This window comes from Vibrio sp. E150_011 (genome assembly GCF_053544015.1).
Genome location: NZ_JBHFOL010000005.1, coordinates 15,179 through 34,165, shown reverse-complemented (window position 1 = coordinate 34,165; position 18,987 = coordinate 15,179). Strand labels below are relative to the sequence as shown.

The window sequence follows — 18,987 nt, the reverse complement described above, 5'->3', positions numbered from 1 at the left end:
ATCCAAATATGTGGTATGTCATTTTTTCTCAAGACGTTGATAACTCCTTAGAGAAACGTATGAGTGTTCGCTCACAACATCTAGCCCGACTTCAAGAGCTTCAAGATGAAGGACGGTTGTTGACCGCTGGGCCTATGCCAGCAATTGATAGCGAGAACCCTGGTGACGCAGGCTTCACCGGTTCGACGGTTATTGCGGAATTCAACTCACTTGCTGACGCGCAAGCATGGGCCGATAGCGACCCTTACATTGATGCTGGTGTCTATCACAGCGTCATCGTAAAGCCTTTCAAAAAAGTATTTTAACCATTATGAAGACTCAATTAAAAAAACGCTTTCTTTGGATATCGCTTGCAGCGGTTGCGGCATTAGCGGGTTGTTCGAGTAAAGGTGATGACGAACAACGTCAACTTGAAATGCTGGCACAAAGCCGTGCCAGTGTCCTGTCCTCCGGCTTGCCGATCGAACAGGGCCCACTCTCTATAATGAAAGCCTCCGCTAACAAAGGTGTAGTAGAGATCATGATGCTCTACAACACCGATGCGCAAGGCGCTAAGCCCATTGACCAAGTTCTACGTAATAGTATGAATTTTTACTGCACCGACCGAGAAGTGAAAGCTAACCTTGATCTGGGCCTGGCGTATCGAATTATGATGCGTAATACGCGTGGACAAATGATGGTCGACCAAATTGTCACCAAGCAATATTGTGACCAACCTGATACGCCTTAAAGATTCGCTCATTAAAAAGGCTTGCATCTGCAAGCCTTTCTTTATTTTGCGCCCATCAACGACCTTAAGCTAGCGTTGTTCTTAAACGCTTCGCCGCTTCCACAAGATGCGTTAACGCCGTTTCGGTCTCAGCCCAATTTCGAGTTTTTAATCCACAATCCGGGTTAACCCATAAACGCTCAACTGGAATACGGGTCGCCGCTTTCTCAATCAATTGCTCAATCCATTCGACTTCTGGTACGTTTGGCGAGTGAATATCATACACCCCAGGTCCAATTTCATTGGGATAATTGAATGCTTCAAACGCGTTAAGTAACTCCATATTTGAGCGTGATGTTTCGATAGTAATGACATCAGCGTCTAGCGCAGCGACCGAATCAATTATTTCGTTGAACTCGCTATAACACATATGTGTATGAATCTGGGTTTCTGGTTTAGCACTCGCCGCGGAGATTTTAAATGCGTTCACGGCCCAATCCAGATACGTACTGTGGTCTTTTGCCTTAAGCGGCAGACCTTCACGGATCGCAGGTTCATCGATTTGGATAATATTAATACCAGCACTCTGAAGGTCGCTCACCTCGTCTTGCAATGCAAGCGCCAGTTGGTTGGTGATCGTTTCACGGGAGACATCTTCACGAGGGAACGTCCAGCATAAAATCGTCACAGGCCCGGTTAACATGCCCTTCATCGGTTTGTCAGTCAGTGATTGCGCATAGCATGTCCAATCGACAGTCATTGCTTGTTCTCTCTCAATATCAGCAACAACAATAGCGGGTTTAACACAGCGTGAGCCATAGCTTTGCACCCAACCAAATTGCGTCGTTTGGAACCCTGAAAGATTCTCTGCAAAATACTCAACCATGTCATTACGTTCCGCTTCACCATGAACCAGCACATCAAGACCAATTTTTTCTTGGCGTTCAACGGTATCTTTAATAAAGCCCTGGATCCTCTCACGGTACTGCTGTTGCGTAATATCACCACGTTTAAACGCTGCCCTTGTTTTTCTTACGTCAGCCGTTTGCGGAAACGAACCGATCGTCGTCGTCGGCAACAACGGCAGCTTAAGCACTTCTTTTTGATGATGAGCACGCTCTGCATAAGCAGCGGATCTCTCGGAATCTTTATTTGTAAGACCGGCAATACGTTGCTGAACATTGGCCTTGTTGACCCAAGTAGACAATTCTCGGTCGATGATAGGCTGGCTATACTGGGCACAATATTCAATGGCGTCGACATCACCTTCCAAGGCACGCGCTAACCATTTCACTTCAGCGACTTTTTGTTTCGCAAAGGCAAACCAATTCTTTGTTTCCTTCGTTAGCTTAGTCTCAAGCTCAAGGTCAACAGGGCTGTGCAACAATGAACATGATGTCGCTATCCAGAGTCGCTCACCAAGTTGTGCCTTCACTTCTTTCAAAGCACTCAGCTGACTATGAAGATTAGCCCGCCATACATTACGCCCGTTAATTGCACCAGCAGAGAGGACCCAACCGTTTGGCAAGGCTTGTACAACCTCTGCTAGCTGTTCTGGCGCCGCAGCTAAATCGATATGCAAACCATCGACGGCTAAATCGGTAATAGTGGGAAGTACATCGACAACCGAATCAAAGTACGTTGCTAGCAACACTTTAACGTCACTTCGTATGACTTGATAAGCCAACTTAAAGCTATCCAACCATTTTGCATCGAGCTCTAAGGCCAAAATCGGCTCATCAATTTGCACCCATTCCACGTTGAGTTTTTCTAATTTTGCAAAGATCGTTTGGTAAGCTGTCAGTAATCTCGGTAATAGTGTTAGGCGATCAAAGCCTTCCTCCACTTCTTTGCCTAGATATAAGTAGCTCAAAGGTCCAAGTAAAACAGGCTTAACGGTATGACCTTGTTTTTGGGCTTCACTAATCTCATCAAACAACTGTGTCCAACTCAACTCAAATTTATCTTCCGACGTAAATTCTGGCACGATATAGTGATAGTTGGTATTGAACCATTTTGTCATGTCTGAAGCCGCCTCACCTGAACACCCACAATTTACTTGTGATTGGCCCCTACCCACTCGAAACAGGGTATCCAGATCGGGAAAACCATTTTGATGACGCTTTGGCACATGGCCAAGGAGCAAACTGGTCCCCAGCACATGGTCATACCATGCAAAATCCCCTGCCGTAGCAAAGGATAGTTGGTTGTCTTTTTGTAGTGCCCAGTTTTTCTTTCGAATATCAGTGGCGACCTGTTGCAGTGCTTTGACATCGGTTTCACCTTTCCAATATTGCTCAAGCGCAAACTTTAATTCGCGTTGCTCGCCAACTCGTGGGTAACCTAGGATATGTGTCGTTGTCATGATGATGTTCCTTATTGAGAAGTCCAGATGGCCAAACTATCTCGCACTCATTATCATGAGACAAGGTGAAATGATTCACCTTGATTATGAATAAATTTCAACTATCTAGGAATGAGTATTTATTTTTGAATAGAAAACTTTAGCCGTCTAGACGTTTACATATTCCAAGAATCACGTTAAGTTAATCCTCAGGGAACAGACATTAGAGATGATCATGGTAGAGCTTAAGCATTTAAAAACATTAACAACATTACGAGATACGGGGTCTTTAACGGCGACTGCGACATCACTTCATCTCACACAGTCTGCACTTTCTCATCAGCTAAAAGAGCTTGAGACAAGAATTGGTGCACCGTTATTCATCCGTAAGACTCGCCCTGTTCGATTCACATCTGAAGGCGACATCTTACTTAAACTTGCCAATGAAATACTCCCAAGAATTGCTCAGGCAGAAGGTGAACTCGCAGGGTTAAGAGAGGACGTGAATGGTCGTTTACATATGGCGATTGATTGCCACTCATGCTTTCAATGGTTAATGCCTGCACTGAAGGAATACCAGCTATCTTGGCCTCACGTTGAGCTCGATTTTTCTTCGGGTTTTGGCTTTGAACCTCAGCCAGCACTTGTTGCGGGAGAGCTTGATCTAGTGATTACCTCGGACATACAGCCTCGTTCAGAAGTCCACTATGAACCTTTGTTCGATTTTGAAATGCGCTTGGTCACCTCAATCTCCCACCCGCTTGCAGAAAAAGACCAGATTAGCCCTAGTGATATTGCCGACCAGACCTTGCTAACCTATCCGGTGCAAAAGCAGCGTTTAGACGTCGTCAAACATTTTCTAATACCTGCCGGGGTTGAGCCACAAAAGTGGAAGCAAGCCGACAATACATTGATGCTGATTCAGATGGTGTCAGCCGGTCTTGGAGTCGCTGCTTTACCGAATTGGGCTGTCAATGAGTTCTCAAGGCAGGGACTTGTGACAAGCAAACCACTTGGCGACGGGCTATGGAGGCGCTTGTATGCCGCGGTAAGACACAGTGAAAAAGACAAACATTATTTGCAAGCCTTCTTCACAACCGCCAGACAACAATGTCAACAGCACCTAGAAGGCATCCGAGTCGCCTAAAACTAGACGACTCGGTAGGCATTCAATCGATGATCAAGGGTTTGAGGAACTGGACTATTTAGCTTCTTTTCGGTTTAGCCTCATTCTCACTTATCCCGACATCGTTGAACGGATAGGTCACTCAGCCCTTTACATTATTTGGCAATACAATACCTAAGCATACTCGCTCTTCAGGGTCCTGAGGTGAGTCTTGATAAATGAACTCTTTTCGAGTATCCAAGGCAAACTGAGGCCATTCTTGTGTAAAACGATTGAAGGCGCCTTGTTGGCAACCAGATCCAACATTCCCCATCAAGAGCACACCATGTTTTGCAATCTTTTCCGCGGTGATGTGGCGGTTATAGACATTAGGCAAGGTATTATTGTCCCATTGATTCGTCATTTTAGGATGTGGGGCAATATAAAAAGTAAACCACTGGGATAACTCCGTTCCACCAATATAACTTAGCGGCTCATCGGTATTGTCATACCAGTACTGCTTCGCTTCATCACTCAATGTTCTGATACCAGAAAAATTCTCACCGGCATTTCGCACATTGAATACCATGACTGAGACATACCCCATAATAATGACTAAGCCCATTACCGACAGCACTTTAAATGCTCGTCCCAACTGGCCATGTATTTGGGGTGATAAAAATGCGACGAGCACAGCTGGAGCTGGCATAAAGAAAGGGTGTAGCCATTCAACCAAACGATCCCCTTTATGAAAAGTAAACCAACCCATAATGATGACAAGCGGCGCGAGCAAGACAAAAGTGTTGAGCCATACTTTTTCCGGTACCGCCTTGTTCAACCGAAATGCATCCCGTCCTAGCAGCCCTGACAGTAAAATAAATGGATAGAACACTGATAACAAAGCTAGCCAACTTCCTGGGCTCAATTGAGCCGATACCTGACCGCTCACCCACTTAATCGAAGAGAAGTTATTAGCAAACAACCAAAAGAAATTGGGGAGTACTAAGGCAATAAACGCAAATATTCCGGCATAAAATCCAGGCTGCTTCCACGCACGGCGAACACTTGGTACCAATACGCTGACAACAAACACCATCGCGACCGGGGCAAAGGTGGTGTATTTAGCCATAGAGGCACAGCCCGCCAAGATACCAAAAGGCACCCACCATTTAGGGTTTTCATAAACGGCTTTAGTAAAAAACAGTAACAACCATGACCATGACCCAAACAACAAATAGTTATCATTATAAGGAATCGCTTCAAAGTTAATGACACCGGATAAATTAAGCGTCAATAATCCGAGCCAAGCCAATGCCACTGAGTTGGAGAGCTTATAGGCAAGTCGGTAACACCCTAACATGCCTAATGCAATGACAGTAAAATGGCCAACATACCAAAATGCAGAAGCAAACTCCGTTGAATTAGACAGCAGAAGAAATCGGGCAAAAAAACCGACAAACCACGGGTTATTTGGGCTTCCCCACTCTCCATTGCTTGCCCAATTTAATGCTTCAATGGCGTCATAAGGAACCGTTGGGTCCAACTGATAGGAAACAAAAGACCACAAAATGGCATACGCCACACACCAAACAAGCGCGAATCTATGGGAGCGCTCTACGTCAGAGGCATTGGTATTGGTTTGGTCAAAACTTAAAAGGGTTGCTAGCATTAGTAAACACCACTCCTCGACATCATCAATATCGTCTGTAAACTTTTTGGCTGTGAACTCTACGCAAGTTTTTAACGATACTAAACGGGATCGCGTCAGGTTTCTGTAAAGATCGACCCGACACATTCACAGTTAAAATATAGCGATAAATGATATAAAAATCATCAATAAAGTGATGTCCAAGCTTGTATGGATTTGTCAGAAAACAAAGATGAGGTAGTAAAGCGATGTATTATGTTACAGAGGAAAAGTATCAAATCCTGAATTTATATGGTCAAAATAATGGGGTAATCACCATATAACAAAGGTATTTTTGCAACGATAAAAATACTATTCAGAATTGAGGGTATGACTAAATAAAAATAAGCAGTATTAAGAGGATATTGAAAAACTGCCAATCAACTCATTGTAATTATTGATGATAGTTCCTTGCTGTGTATCTTCGCAGTAAGAAAAATCTATCGCCATTGTATTAACTTGTCCTTTCAACAATAAATGACGTAAAAGGATATCGCCATTAAGTTGATGTATTGTCGCACTCCAAGAGCATTGGTTTTCTAGTAATGTAAAATTGACGATCATTCATTACCTCTTTTTGTAGTGTGTTTATTTTTGTTATTTTGGAACCAAAAGCGTTTACGACCCATTGAACGAGACATAAAAATCCTTATTATTTTTTTAGCATTTAAGATGCACAAAGCATTAACTTAAAGGCATACTTAAGCTATGAGATTTAAAAATTGATTGTATTTATATTGAGATAACGAAGAGAGTAGAAACGTAACGACATGTGTGTGAAAAGCAGATGTAGGAATTGTTTATATTTTCTAGATTACGGTATAAATTATTGTATTGTTTATGTAAAAAGTAGCGAAAACAGCTATAAAGCCATTTTCGCCGACTTTCGAAATTAGATAGCTACAACGTTAGCTGCTTGAAGACCTTTTTGGCCTTGCTCTACTTCGAAAGATACTTTTTGGCCTTCAGCAAGAGTTTTGAAACCTTCTGAAGCGATAGCACGGAAATGTACGAATACGTCAGCGCCGCCGTTGTCTTGAGTTAGGAATCCGAAACCTTTCTCTTCGTTAAACCATTTTACTAGACCAGTTGTTTTAGTAGACATAATGTGTCCCTTATAAAGTTAAATTCATTGGAAAATATCGCAAAATTGCGATGTGCTGAGAGCTTGAATTATTGAATGTGACGATGAAGCTAAGGGAACCACTGAGAATAACAACAATAACGAAGAATACTGAGAAGTGCTTTTACTTGATGTATCATTAATAACCCTGAACAACAGAGCGAGGTGGATATTACTAGAACTTGTCACTATGTAAAGACTTTTTTTCGCGCTAACGACAATTATTTAGAATTAACGCCTTTAACAGTCTATCGACTCACCCTTACCCCCTCATAAAAACCGCATTTATTCCAACATAATCATGGGGTTAAAAAATTATGCTCGCGAACACGTAGCATAAATCAATAATAGGCGTAGCAGTAGAGGGTGCCATAGTATTGAACACCCACCCACGCAGTTCGTTCTAAAATCGCACCGTTTTTAAAGCACTGAGCGACAGGCGTATTAGGCAACCGTCGCCCTGTGTTTCTCGGGATTATTTTTCGCTGAACATCACTTGATACTGTCCAATACCTTCGTAACTGATTGATGTAGGTTGATTAAACTCAACCTCTACAATGCCACAATATGACCCAGTAATAATGGCTTCACCCGCTTCAAAATCCACACCACGACGTGTCATGTAGTTAATCAACCAGTAAATAGGATGTTGTGGTAACGGATTAGGATGCGTGCCCGCAAATGTCTGTACTTGTTCACCTTGCTTAACTGCAATGTCAATTTTAGATGCAGTGAACGCAGCCTCTCGATCAATTTCAGGACCGATGTACATACCTTGGTTAACGAGACAATCAGCAAGTCTCTCGTAGAACTCCGCTCCACTGTCGTCAGCAAAGCGAGATTGCATCAATTCAAGCGCCATATGGCAAGGACCAATAGCCTCGTTTATTTGTTCTTCGCTATAACCTTCAGAACAAGCAGGTAACCGTTGGCTAAGAATGAAGGCAATTTCAGGCTCAATGCGGGCAACGTTATTGTCAGCGAACAATGCACAATGCTCTCCTCGTTGAATGCTGTCAGCAAAAATTGGCGCCACAACAAATTTATCTTCAGCGAGCGGCAATAAGCATTTCCATCCACCCACTTTATCAGTGTGCAAATCGATCATGGATGATTGAATTTGTAATGCATCTTCTAGGTTTAATGGGCGTTGTTGCTCTGCGATACGTGGCGCTTTAGTTCCTGCCACACGGCGGCTAAGCAGATCAGCCGCGACTTGTTCATATTCTTTCATAATATTGTATTACCTTTAAGTTAACTCATTAAAGTATATCGGAGTTTACTTGATGTTGATAGCGCTCAGCTCTCAGTCTACATAGTAATAACCTATACGATTCACCACCAATCAATCTAAAGGTATCACGACTGTCTAGCGTTAGAACCAAAGCCTTCCGCTTGTTAGCGCCTTATTTTGATGGTTTGATCTGTTTAAACACGTTTTCCTGCTAATGTAGCGAGACCATCGATTTCACCAAAAGACCATAATGAATAAAACACTATTACTTGCTGCTATCACAATGAGCCTTTCAGCGGTCGCGCATGCCGATCAACTGGATGATGTTCTTAAATCCGGGACCCTGCGCGTTGGAACCACCGGAGACTACAAGCCATTTTCTTACTACGATGGCAACCAATATTCTGGTTACGATATTGATGTCGCTAAGCATGTTGCGAAACAGTTGGGCGTCGAACTCAAATTCGTTCAAACCACTTGGAAGGGATTACTTACCGACCTAAACGACGATAAATATGACATCGCGATGGGTGGAATAACGCGAAAAATGCAACGCCAACTTAACGCTGAGCAAACCCAAGGTTACATGGCATTTGGTAAGTGCTTCCTAGTGGCAAAAGGCACAAAGGATAAGTTCAACACATTAGAAAAAGTCAACAAGCCTTCCGTTCGTGTCGGTGTCAATATTGGTGGCACAAATGAGTCATTCGCCGATACTCACTTGACTGAAGCGCGCTTTACGCGCTTTGAAAACAATCTCGATGTGCCAAAAGCTGTCGCGACAGGTAAAGTCGACGTAATGGTCACTGAGACACCTGAAGGGTTGTTTTACCAAGTAACCGATCAGCGTTTAGAAGCGGCACGTTGTGATAAGCCATTCACCAACGGTCAATTTGGATACCTCGTTCCGAAAGGCGAACAACGCCTGCTCAATACCATCAACTTCATTATGGATGATATGAAGCTCAAGAATATTGATGAACAGTTCATGATCAACAACTCGTTAAAATAACCACTTAGAGCTTTAGAAGCGAGATTAACTGAGCGGCTGTGATTCGGTTTACAGCCGCGCTTCGCTATACCAGCGACATTCACTTTGCGAGTTCACTCGTCACAAGCAATATCAACCTTTCCTGTCAACAGCACTTCTTAGGTGCAAAGTATCTTGGAAGTACTGTGACAACAAAATAACCACAATATTTATGGCACTACTATTGCAATCGCTCTTACTCAGTATTTATTAGAGGAGTGTTAACATGTCAAAATGGTTCCCTGTTGTCGTCTCGTTCACCCTAATTTCGACACTTATCTTAAGTGTCCTTATGTTCTTTTCTGGATTGCAACTCATTGTTTTTGCGCTAGATGAATGGAAAAACAGTTGGTTTGTTATCTTTGGTATGGCTGCGTGGTTGTTTGGCTGCTTATTTGCAGGCTTTGGTGTTTTGGAATTCTCTCTCAACAAAACCAAATTGCACCTGTTAGGTGAACAGTGAGACAAAATAGGGCAACACTGACCATTATTGATGGCGCCGTGTTGTCCTATTGTCGAGCTCAAAAGAACCTCACAAAGAAAAACGTATCTAAACTGTCAGTCTAAACCTAGGCAGAATTAGTCGCTCATTCAAAGCCGTTACTGGCGTTATTTATCTTCAGAGGTATAGGCGGAATAAGAGCAGTAATAGCAACCGTTGGATTGTGGATAGATTTTCTTGGCCGCGTTGAGTGCCGTACTACAGGCGGTGTGATAACCCAGTGGATCGCAATCCTTCAGGTTTGGACTGTGAGTGCAGGTAGCGGTATGGATCTCGTGATCACCATTTTCTTGTGCATTTTTATCAACATAAAACAAACTCATAATTACCTCTGACAATTAGTGTTTAACTCAATGTTTACCGCACTACCCTACTCCTGCGCGATCGCTAACGAAAGGTGGCATTTTCCATCATTTGATGAGCGTCACTTATCATGGGCGTATTTCCATCGTGATTTAGATCCAGCTACCTATCCATCACCTGACATAGATAGACCCCCTCCGACATACCTTAAAGACTGAACGATTACAGCGTTTCTAAAAAAGCGAATCGTAATCACAATGCAAAACCAATGAGAAAATGACTCGCGTTCGAACGGCAGTGTTATGTTGGTCGCACTCACGACATAAAAAAACCGCGCTCGAGGCGCGGGAACTTGGGCAGTTTACGGGGGAAATGTGTACTAGAATAAGACCCCCCCAATTCAGTTGGTTCTTACCCATAGGTGCAACCTTGATTCAGCACACCAGCACGAATACCTTCTCGCTAGACGGTTTACAACTTTGCGGTCTGCGCTTTAAGCTTCAACCGCATGGCATGTAATACCGGTTCAGTATAACCACTAGGCTGTGCGCAACCTTCAAACACGAGTTGGCACGCAGCAGAGAACGCAATACTTTGGTCAAAATTTGGCGCCATATTCTTGTAGCTAGGGTCGCTTGCGTTTTGTTCATCAACGACCGCCGCCATGCGCTGCATTGTTTCCATAACTTGCGCTTTACCGCAAATACCATGGCGCAACCAGTTCGCAATATGTTGGCTAGAAATACGCAACGTGGCTCGGTCTTCCATTAAGCCGACATCATTAATGTCGGGCACTTTTGAACAGCCCACGCCTTGGTCAATCCAACGAACTACGTACCCAAGAATACCTTGAGTATTATTGTCCAGCTCATTTTGAATATCCGCTGCGGTCAGTTTTTGGTTGCCAAGTAGCGGAATCGTCAAGATATCATCCACATTTGCTCGTACGCGCTCACGTAACTCTCTTTGACGACTCGGTACATTAACCTTGTGATAATGAAGGGCATGAAGCGTCGCTGCGGTTGGTGATGGTACCCAAGCGGTGTTCGCACCCGCTTGCGGATGACCAATTTTCACTTCCATCATCTTGGCCATGTTATCTGGCTCAGGCCACATGCCTTTACCAATCTGAGCCTTACCTTGCAATCCGCATGCTAACCCAAGATCAACGTTTTGATCTTCATAGGCTCCGATCCAAGTCATCGATTTGAGTTGGACTTTCGGTGCAAACGGCCCGGCTTCCATACTCGTGTGAATCTCGTCACCGGTACGATCTAAAAAGCCCGTATTAATAAATACCACTCGTTCTTTTGCTGCGCGAATACACGCTTTCAGGTTAACGGAGGTACGCCTTTCTTCATCCATAATGCCGACTTTAATCGTATTGCGCTCTAATCCAAGCGCTTCTTCAATGCGCCCAAAAAGCTCATTAGTAAACGCGACCTCTTCTGGACCATGCATTTTAGGCTTTACAATATTGATGCTATTGGCTGTCGAGTTTTGATGGGCGCTATTACCCTTTAGATCATGCATTGCAATCAAAGACGTGACCATGCCATCCATAATGCCTTCTGGGACCTCATTACCTTGTCCGTCGATAATGGCAGGCGTGGTCATGAGATGGCCAACATTACGGATAAACAACATACTGCGACCTTTTAAGGCTATTTCGCCTCCTGTCACGCTGGTATATTGACGGTCTGGATTCAGGCGCCTGACCATTGTTTTCCCATTCTTCTCAAGCGACTCCTGTAAATCACCTTTCATCAAGCCTAACCAGTTTTTGTAGGCAAGCGCTTTGTCTTCACCATCAACCGCCGCAACCGAGTCTTCACAGTCCATGATCGTGGTTAGGGCCGCTTCCACCACGACATCTTTAATGCCCGCAGCATCAATACTTCCAATAGGGGTAGTCGGGTCGATTTGGATTTCGATATGCAAATTATTATGTTTAAGAAGAATGCAAGACGGCGCGGTTGCCGCACCTTGGTAGCCAATAAACTGGCTCGCATCCATTAACGTCACTTCTTCGCCATTACTCAGCGTGGCTGTCAGCGTATTACCAATACTCACATCACTAATGCGGTATTGCGTGACCTCTTTGTGAGACACGCCGTTTAACGGCACCGCTTCATCAAGAAATTCGCGGGCATAAGCAACCACCTTAGCCCCACGGACAGGGTTAAACGCACCACCTTTCTCTGCGCCATCATTTTCACTAATGACATCGGTACCATACAGCGCGTCGTAGAGGCTCCCCCAACGAGCATTGGCCGCATTGAGCGCGAAACGAGCATTCATAATCGGCACCACTAACTGCGGGCCTGCCTGTGTCGCTATTTCTGGCTCAACATTCGCTGTTTCTACTTGGAAATCACTACCTTCTGAAACCAAATATCCTATCTGTTGCAAGAAGGCTTTGTATTCAGCGGCATCTAACGCCTGTCCAGCACGCTCTTGATGCCAGGCATCTATCTGATGTTGAAGATCATCACGCTTAATAAGCAGCGCTCTATTTTTAGGCGCCAAGTCATTAAGAATCGTCTCAAAAGATTGCCAAAAATCGGCGGCATTAATACCCGTTCCCGGTATAGCTTGTTCATTTATTAGTGCGTGGAGGGAGCTATCAATGCTCAAGCTTCCCTGTTGAATACGATTGCTCATAGGATCTCTCTCAGCTTTAACGATTACGTATAAAGAAAACTCTACGTAATGGATGATAATTTAGCTAATTTATGCCGTTTATATTGAACATTCACAATGTGAATACCTGTAATTGCACTGTTATTCGGTCACACCACTTTCAATTTCATTCGCCACACTCTTAATCAATCGACGCATCCATTGGTGGTCGGGATTACTTTGTAATAACGGACTCCACGCCATTTTTACCTCAAAGGGCTCAATAGCAAATGGCGCCGGTTTGATGAGCAGTTTCGGATTATTTCGTTGTGACTGAGCCGCTTTACTTGGAATGGTCAGGATAAGATTTTTTTGCTGAGCGAATAACACCGCCGACAAATAGTGACGAGTGAATACCGTAATGTTGCGTGTCTTGCCAATGCGCATTAACGCCTCGTCAATCCAACCCAGCTTTTGCGCTTCGCTCGGGTTAATACCGACACCCGTTCCCATACCTGTTTTGCTTACCCAGATATGCTGAGCCTTTAAATAAGAAAAAATATCAAAGTTATCAGCGATTGGATTATCCCGACTAAAAAGGCAAGAAAAGCCGTCATGCCAAAGGCTCATCTGGTGGAACGACTGAGGAATATCATCAAAACGGTTGATGATAATGTCGACCGTGCCCTGCTCCACATCTTGGTAGCTGACATCACTGGGCGTCATAATATCGAGCCTTATTTTCGGCGCAATCTGATTCAACCGCTCAAGTAACGGTTGAATGAGTGTCGATTCGGCATAGTCACTGGCCATAATGCGGAACACTCGTTCGCTGTCTTCCGCGTTGAACTCAATCGTCGGTTGCAGCGCCTTTTCAACGTTCGCTAACACGTTTCGAATCATGGGCTGCAGCTTTTGAGCGCGCTCTGTTGGAATCATGCCCTCACTGGTTCGAACCAATAGTGGGTCTTCAAATAAATCTCTAAGACGACGCAGCCCATTACTCATTGCGGGCTGTGTGATCCCCAATTGATTCGCCGCACGCGTGACGTTTCGCTCTCTCAATAAGGTGTCTAAATACACAAGTAAATTAAGGTCTATACGAGCTATATTCATAAAATAAATACCGAATATAATAACTATAAATTAACAAAATTATCACATATTCACGTACGCTTTGTCCATGGTTAAGATTTAGCCCAGGCCGGTTTGGCCACATATCCAACTGAAACTAAGGAAGAGTTATGTCGCAAATCACACAAGATATCGAAATGATCGAAGTTGCTAAACGCACTGCTGGTGCTCCGTGGGATGCTATTAATCCAGAGTCGGCGGCTCGAATGCGTGCTCAAAATAAATTCAAAACGGGTCTGGATGTTGCGCAATACACGGCCGATATCATGCGAGCTGATATGGCGGCGTACGACGCAGACAGCTCTCAATACACACAGTCTCTCGGTTGCTGGCATGGATTTATCGGCCAACAAAAAATGATTTCTATTAAGAAGCACTTTGAAGGTAAAACAGATCGTCGTTACCTTTATCTATCGGGTTGGATGGTCGCAGCACTTCGCTCTGATTTTGGTCCTCTTCCTGACCAATCAATGCATGAAAAAACATCAGTTGCTGGCTTAGTTGAAGAGCTATATACCTTCCTTCGTCAAGCAGATGCTCGTGAACTTGGTGGCTTGTTTCGTGCGCTAGATACGGCTCGTGAAGCTGGTGACGTGGCTGCGCAAGACTCTATCCAAGACCAAATTGACAATCATGTTACACACGTAGTGCCAATCATCGCTGATATTGATGCCGGCTTTGGTAATGCGGAAGCAACGTATCTGATGGCGAAACAGATGATTGAAGCTGGTGCGTGTTGTCTACAAATTGAAAACCAAGTAGCAGATGAAAAACAATGTGGTCACCAAGATGGCAAGGTTACCGTCCCTCACGCGGATTTCCATGCCAAGCTGCGCGCACTGCGTTATGCCTTCCTTGAGCTTGGCATCGACAACGGCATCATTGTGGCACGTACCGATTCACAAGGTGCAGGTCTAACCAAAGAAATCGCCGTTGTGAAAGAGCCTGGCGACCAAGGTGATGTATACAATTCATACTTAGACGTAGAAGAAGTCGACGTGGCGGATATGGCTGAAGGCGATGTATGCTTCAACCGCGATGGCAAACTAGTGCGCCCTAAGCGTCTACCTTCTGGCCTGTATCAATTCCGTCAAGGCACTGGTGAAGACCGCTGTGTATTTGACTGTATTGAAGCAATCAATGCCGGTGCTGACTTACTTTGGATTGAGACCGAAAAACCGCATATCGGTCAAATCAAAGAAATGATGGATGGTGTTCGCGCCGTTCACCCTGATGCAAAACTGGTATACAACAACTCACCGTCATTCAACTGGACACTCAACTTCCGTCAACAAGCTTATGATGCCATGGTTGAAGCGGGTGAAGATGTATCAGCGTATGACCGTGCAAGCCTAATGAGTGCCGAATACGATGACACTGAACTGTCGACTCGAGCCGATGAGCGTATCCGTACATTCCAAGCCGATTCGTCACGTGAAGCGGGTATTTTCCATCACCTAATCACGCTCCCGACTTACCACACTGCGGCGTTGTCGACAGATAACTTAGCAAAAGAATACTTCGGTGACCAAGGAATGCTGGGTTATGTTGCGGGAGTTCAACGTAAAGAAATCCGCCAAGGCATCGCCTGTGTGAAACACCAAAACATGTCAGGCTCTGACATGGGTGATGACCATAAAGAGTACTTTGCCGGTGAAAACGCACTAAAAGCGGGTGGCGCATTAAATACGTCGAACCAGTTTAGCTAATTCGTTGGCTCAGCTTACTTAGGCGACCCCAAATAAGTCACTTAAGTAAATGTAAATATTAAGAGAAAAGCGACTTTCGGGTCGCTTTTTTATCTCCGCAACTTTGCTACAGTATTTTTTACATAAACGTGCAGCGATGAGACTAACGTCCGTCGGAACCACCCTTATTATTTGTTGAGAGTGCCTATGACTGATACCCCTCTATACCTACAAGATGCGAAGCAATTGTTATCAACCGATGGCTTTGCGACAAACGATACTTGGTATCATGGAACATCTTCAGCCCTTCTGGTGTCGATTCAAGGACAAGGATTGAAACGCTCTGGAGACAAGGCGCTAAATGAAGCCGCAAAAAATACCATGGCCACCATCGGAAATGACTACACCGAGTCAGTAGAACCTGTATTCTTAACGCAGAGTAAAGAGCTCGCGTATTACTGGGCGAAACAAACAGTAAGAGAGCGACTCGCACGTTTTGATGGCAACGAACATCCGATTGTTCTGGAGGTTAATCTATCAAAAAAACAACAAGCAAGCGTCAGACCCGATGTTGGCGCAATGAGCCTATTACTTATGGATGCAGGTGAGCAATTCCTCGCACATGTCGCCGCCATTTATGAACGAAACGGCATTGCCGGGCCTGATATTGATCTACGCAACGCCGACCGCCTAGCGTTTCTTAATAAGCTGGGGATGGCTTATCTTGACCAAGACATTAGTTTAGCCTGTGTTTCTTTGGTTGCCATTCCTGAAGTAGAAGCCTAGAACGAGCACTTACTCATCAGGTAGTGATAACGCGTCGTCATAGCCAATGACGAATTATGACCAATAATGAACGAAAACCAATAACGCTCCACAACGAAGACTCCGTTTAAACAGCCGTGCTAGCGACGGCTGTTTAAGCGCTACCTACCACGCTCCAGCAAACAACTAAGTAAGCAGGTAAGCGGGTAAACGGGTAAACGGGTAAGCAAAAACATCAAGGCTGAAGATCACACGCTACTTCAAATTTAATTTTTTCAATAGACGATGCAGGTTCGCAGGGTAGATCCCCAGCTGTTTCGCCGTCGCTGATAACTTTTGCTCATTGTCTTGATACGCTTGTTGAACAAACTGAAGTTGGAACGATTCTGACGCTTCTTTGAGCGTCAAATGACTAAACTCAGTCATCTCAATTGAATCACTCGCGTTGCTATCCATATTGTCCGTCTTACCCGTTTCAACGCCATGTTGCTCGCCAGACAGCAGAAAATGATGCGGTTTTAGTACTAGATGAGCGTCATTCGTTTCAGCTTTCGCAATCACCGCGGCACGACTGATTGCATGCTCTAACTCTCGCACATTCCCTTGCCAAGGATGACGCTGCAATAGTGGCAATAAGCTGCTGTCGAGTTGAATGCTGGCGGCGTTGAGCAAATGCTGACTGCGCTCGGCAAAGAAGCCTGCCAACAAGATAACGTCTCTGTCTCGCTCTCGAAGTGGTGGCACAAACACAGGGAACACACTCAATCGGTGGTATAAATCCGCTCTAAAACGGCCTTCTTTTACTTCCTCGTGTATGACTCGATTTGTCGCTGCAATAATCCGTACATCAACTTTTATGTTGCGGTCTTCCCCTACTCGCTGAATATCACCATATTGCAGTGCTCGCAGTAATTTAGCCTGCAACCCTAGGGACAGCTCACCGATCTCATCTAAGAATAATGTGCCTTTGTTCGCCAACTCAAACTTGCCTTTTCGGTTACTGATGGCGCCTGTAAATGCTCCTTTGATGTGACCAAACAGCTCACTTTCTGCCACAGACTCCGGAAGCGCAGCGCAGTTTAGATACACAAACGCCTCTTCACTTCGCTTTGATTGAGCAAAAATAGACTGTGCCACCAGCTCTTTACCTACACCCGTCTCGCCCATGATCAATACCGATAAATCGGTTTCAGCGACGGCCGATATGTGCGATTTTAATGCCGACATACTTGAAGACTGACCAATGATGTCTTGTTTTTCAGAACTAAAACGTCGTGGTTGAGATTGATTAGCCTTAATTCCCGACTGCGCTTCAAGCTTTTCAACCAATAACGCCATATGCAAACTATTGGACGCCAACGCACTGATTAAACGCAGATGGTTCTCACCAAACTGGTCAAACTGACGGGGCTCGAAGGCATCAATCGTCACGGCACCAATCAATCGCTCATCATGCATCAAGGGCAACCCCACACAAGCGTGGACCTCAAGGTTGCCATCATGATTTGGAATTAAGCCATCATACGGGTCTGGAAGTTCGCTATCAGGCGGGAAACGAACAATATCACCTGCGCGTGCAATCGCTTCAAACCTAGGATGGTGTTCTATGGCAAAACGGCGTCCCAGTACATCGCTACTAAGGCCACTGGTTGCTAATGGAATAAAGTTCTGATCTTTATACAGCAACAGTGCCGAGGCATCACATTGCAACATTGTGCGAATAGTTTCGAGTAGACGTTCGAAACGGTCTTGTTCCGAGATGCCCGATGTAATGTCTAAGGTGACTTGCAGCCATTCACTACTGTATTGCACGATGCTCCCCTCCTGATGTCAATCGACTTACCTACCTAAGTAGCATTCTTATCTAAATGATAATTTCATTGTAGTAATGATAACCAAGTTCATTATCAAATAGATATAAAAATAGTACTGATTTTATTATCTAACTGATATTTCTCAACAAATAAAGTTGGCATTGAATCTGCAATATTAAACGAAACCAAGGTGAGAATAAGACGCAATACTAGAAAATATAGCAGTGTCTTACATCATAATAACCCTACACACGCAGAGGCCCCATATGTATCAACTGTATCTAGAGAACCGAACCGCAGAGAGCTATCAGGAAGAATATCAGTGCCATCTAAATTCAACGTATTGCTCACGACACTCTGCGTGCTACTTAGCTATGAAAGCGTTACTTACGTCTCTTTCTTGTCTATTCAATCACAAGGTCACTCATAAAAACAATCGGTAAATAGCACTGATTGAGCTTCGTTAATTACTTATTCAAAGAAATTTAAACAATTAAAATCAATATCTTATAATTATTGGAGAAATACCATGAGCCATCTACGCATCCCTAAAAACTGGACGATACAACGCTCAACACCGTTTTTTACGACCGAATCTGTCCCTGCCGCCCTACTTACTCATCACAATACGGCAGAGGATGTATTCGGCCAATTGTGTGTCATGGAAGGTACCGTCACCTACTTTGGCTTCGCTGATGCAGATGCGACCACACCTGAGGTCAAAGTTGTCATTGAGGCTGGGCAGTTTGCGACCAGTCCACCTCAATATTGGCACCGTATCGAGATGAGTGACAACGCACAGTTCAATATTAATTTTTGGTCCGATAAAGACAAGCGTGACGAAAAGATGTTTAACACGAAATAGTCGCAAAATAACACGACGTCGAATGCAAATTGCCTCACTACTGTGGGGCATTTTTTCACCCT

The 18,987-nt window shown here is 44.4% G+C and carries 17 protein-coding genes; 8 read left to right on the top strand and 9 right to left on the bottom strand.

Annotated elements, in window-relative coordinates:
- Positions 1–8: 8 nt before the first annotated feature.
- The gene (locus ACE1OE_RS10030) at positions 9–305 is read left to right on the top strand and encodes a YciI family protein (RefSeq protein WP_449210934.1); all 297 of its coding nucleotides are present in this window, start codon (positions 9–11) and stop codon (positions 303–305) included.
- Between the two features lie 5 nt (positions 306–310).
- Complete coding sequence (locus tag ACE1OE_RS10025; RefSeq protein ID WP_449210933.1) at positions 311–730, top strand: GspS/AspS pilotin family protein; 420 nt, start codon at positions 311–313, stop codon at positions 728–730.
- Positions 731–794: 64 nt separating this feature from the next.
- Here ACE1OE_RS10025 and metE read toward each other — a convergent pair whose 3' ends face one another.
- Positions 795–3,077 carry a 5-methyltetrahydropteroyltriglutamate--homocysteine S-methyltransferase gene (metE, locus tag ACE1OE_RS10020; protein ID WP_449211095.1) on the bottom strand — a complete coding sequence of 761 codons (2,283 nt, stop codon included), beginning with the start codon at positions 3,075–3,077 and terminating at the stop codon, positions 795–797.
- Between the two features lie 211 nt (positions 3,078–3,288).
- Here metE and metR point away from each other — a divergent pair, with 211 nt between their 5' ends.
- A complete protein-coding gene (gene metR, locus ACE1OE_RS10015; protein WP_102471598.1) occupies positions 3,289–4,200 on the top strand; it encodes an HTH-type transcriptional regulator MetR in 912 nt (303 codons plus the stop codon).
- 121 nt (positions 4,201–4,321) lie between these two features.
- On the opposite strand, the gene ACE1OE_RS10010 is transcribed toward metR, so the two are convergent.
- The 4 genes from ACE1OE_RS10010 to ACE1OE_RS09995 all read right to left on the bottom strand — a co-directional run bounded on the left by ACE1OE_RS10010 (position 4,322) and on the right by ACE1OE_RS09995 (position 8,202).
- Positions 4,322–5,827, bottom strand: coding sequence for an ArnT family glycosyltransferase (locus ACE1OE_RS10010; protein ID WP_449210932.1), 1,506 nt, complete (start codon positions 5,825–5,827; stop codon positions 4,322–4,324).
- A gap of 372 nt (positions 5,828–6,199) precedes the next feature.
- Complete coding sequence (locus ACE1OE_RS10005) at positions 6,200–6,409, bottom strand: hypothetical protein (RefSeq protein WP_102471470.1); 210 nt, start codon at positions 6,407–6,409, stop codon at positions 6,200–6,202.
- Between the two features lie 328 nt (positions 6,410–6,737).
- On the bottom strand, positions 6,738–6,950 hold the full coding sequence (gene cspE / locus ACE1OE_RS10000; protein ID WP_102471469.1) for a transcription antiterminator/RNA stability regulator CspE: 213 nt from the start codon (positions 6,948–6,950) through the stop codon (positions 6,738–6,740).
- 493 nt (positions 6,951–7,443) lie between these two features.
- Positions 7,444–8,202 carry a hydratase gene (locus ACE1OE_RS09995; RefSeq protein WP_372077631.1) on the bottom strand — a complete coding sequence of 253 codons (759 nt, stop codon included), beginning with the start codon at positions 8,200–8,202 and terminating at the stop codon, positions 7,444–7,446.
- A 250-nt stretch (positions 8,203–8,452) separates the two neighbouring features.
- Here ACE1OE_RS09995 and ACE1OE_RS09990 point away from each other — a divergent pair, with 250 nt between their 5' ends.
- Positions 8,453–9,214, top strand: coding sequence for a transporter substrate-binding domain-containing protein (locus ACE1OE_RS09990; protein ID WP_449210931.1), 762 nt, complete (start codon positions 8,453–8,455; stop codon positions 9,212–9,214).
- A gap of 244 nt (positions 9,215–9,458) precedes the next feature.
- The gene (locus tag ACE1OE_RS09985) at positions 9,459–9,695 is read left to right on the top strand and encodes a hypothetical protein (RefSeq protein WP_102471466.1); all 237 of its coding nucleotides are present in this window, start codon (positions 9,459–9,461) and stop codon (positions 9,693–9,695) included.
- Positions 9,696–9,841: 146 nt separating this feature from the next.
- On the opposite strand, the gene ACE1OE_RS09980 is transcribed toward ACE1OE_RS09985, so the two are convergent.
- The 3 genes from ACE1OE_RS09980 to ACE1OE_RS09970 all read right to left on the bottom strand — a co-directional run bounded on the left by ACE1OE_RS09980 (position 9,842) and on the right by ACE1OE_RS09970 (position 13,775).
- On the bottom strand, positions 9,842–10,057 hold the full coding sequence (locus ACE1OE_RS09980) for a hypothetical protein (protein WP_449210930.1): 216 nt from the start codon (positions 10,055–10,057) through the stop codon (positions 9,842–9,844).
- A gap of 451 nt (positions 10,058–10,508) precedes the next feature.
- Complete coding sequence (locus tag ACE1OE_RS09975) at positions 10,509–12,701, bottom strand: malate synthase G (RefSeq protein ID WP_372060925.1); 2,193 nt, start codon at positions 12,699–12,701, stop codon at positions 10,509–10,511.
- A 120-nt stretch (positions 12,702–12,821) separates the two neighbouring features.
- Entirely contained in the window at positions 12,822–13,775 is a 954-nt protein-coding gene (locus ACE1OE_RS09970; RefSeq protein WP_102471463.1) for a LysR family transcriptional regulator, read from the bottom strand.
- A 128-nt stretch (positions 13,776–13,903) separates the two neighbouring features.
- Here ACE1OE_RS09970 and ACE1OE_RS09965 point away from each other — a divergent pair, with 128 nt between their 5' ends.
- Both ACE1OE_RS09965 and ACE1OE_RS09960 read left to right on the top strand, forming a co-directional pair.
- Entirely contained in the window at positions 13,904–15,502 is a 1,599-nt protein-coding gene (locus ACE1OE_RS09965; protein WP_449210929.1) for an isocitrate lyase, read from the top strand.
- Positions 15,503–15,688: 186 nt separating this feature from the next.
- Entirely contained in the window at positions 15,689–16,267 is a 579-nt protein-coding gene (locus ACE1OE_RS09960; RefSeq protein ID WP_198593031.1) for a hypothetical protein, read from the top strand.
- Between the two features lie 234 nt (positions 16,268–16,501).
- Here the strand turns inward: ACE1OE_RS09960 and norR are convergent, their stop codons facing one another.
- On the bottom strand, positions 16,502–18,061 hold the full coding sequence (gene norR / locus ACE1OE_RS09955; protein WP_449211094.1) for a nitric oxide reductase transcriptional regulator NorR: 1,560 nt from the start codon (positions 18,059–18,061) through the stop codon (positions 16,502–16,504).
- Between the two features lie 528 nt (positions 18,062–18,589).
- Between norR and ACE1OE_RS09950 the strand changes: the two genes are divergently transcribed.
- A complete protein-coding gene (locus ACE1OE_RS09950; protein ID WP_102471460.1) occupies positions 18,590–18,925 on the top strand; it encodes a DUF1971 domain-containing protein in 336 nt (111 codons plus the stop codon).
- Positions 18,926–18,987: the final 62 nt, after the last annotated feature.

Excerpts from the sequence above, each read along its gene's own strand:
- ACE1OE_RS10030 (WP_449210934.1), top strand. The coding sequence starts at position 9 with ATGTGGTATGTCATTTTTTCTCAAGACGTTGATAACTCCTTAGAGAAA.
- ACE1OE_RS10025 (WP_449210933.1), top strand. The coding sequence starts at position 311 with ATGAAGACTCAATTAAAAAAACGCTTTCTTTGGATATCGCTTGCAGCG.
- metR (WP_102471598.1), top strand. The coding sequence starts at position 3,289 with ATGGTAGAGCTTAAGCATTTAAAAACATTAACAACATTACGAGATACG.
- ACE1OE_RS10010 (WP_449210932.1), bottom strand. The coding sequence starts at position 5,827 with ATGCTAGCAACCCTTTTAAGTTTTGACCAAACCAATACCAATGCCTCT.
- ACE1OE_RS10005 (WP_102471470.1), bottom strand. The coding sequence starts at position 6,409 with ATGATCGTCAATTTTACATTACTAGAAAACCAATGCTCTTGGAGTGCG.
- cspE (WP_102471469.1), bottom strand. The coding sequence starts at position 6,950 with ATGTCTACTAAAACAACTGGTCTAGTAAAATGGTTTAACGAAGAGAAA.
- ACE1OE_RS09995 (WP_372077631.1), bottom strand. The coding sequence starts at position 8,202 with ATGAAAGAATATGAACAAGTCGCGGCTGATCTGCTTAGCCGCCGTGTG.
- ACE1OE_RS09990 (WP_449210931.1), top strand. The coding sequence starts at position 8,453 with ATGAATAAAACACTATTACTTGCTGCTATCACAATGAGCCTTTCAGCG.
- ACE1OE_RS09985 (WP_102471466.1), top strand. The coding sequence starts at position 9,459 with ATGTCAAAATGGTTCCCTGTTGTCGTCTCGTTCACCCTAATTTCGACA.
- ACE1OE_RS09980 (WP_449210930.1), bottom strand. The coding sequence starts at position 10,057 with ATGAGTTTGTTTTATGTTGATAAAAATGCACAAGAAAATGGTGATCAC.
- ACE1OE_RS09975 (WP_372060925.1), bottom strand. The coding sequence starts at position 12,701 with ATGAGCAATCGTATTCAACAGGGAAGCTTGAGCATTGATAGCTCCCTC.
- ACE1OE_RS09970 (WP_102471463.1), bottom strand. The coding sequence starts at position 13,775 with ATGAATATAGCTCGTATAGACCTTAATTTACTTGTGTATTTAGACACC.
- ACE1OE_RS09965 (WP_449210929.1), top strand. The coding sequence starts at position 13,904 with ATGTCGCAAATCACACAAGATATCGAAATGATCGAAGTTGCTAAACGC.
- ACE1OE_RS09960 (WP_198593031.1), top strand. The coding sequence starts at position 15,689 with ATGACTGATACCCCTCTATACCTACAAGATGCGAAGCAATTGTTATCA.
- ACE1OE_RS09950 (WP_102471460.1), top strand. The coding sequence starts at position 18,590 with ATGAGCCATCTACGCATCCCTAAAAACTGGACGATACAACGCTCAACA.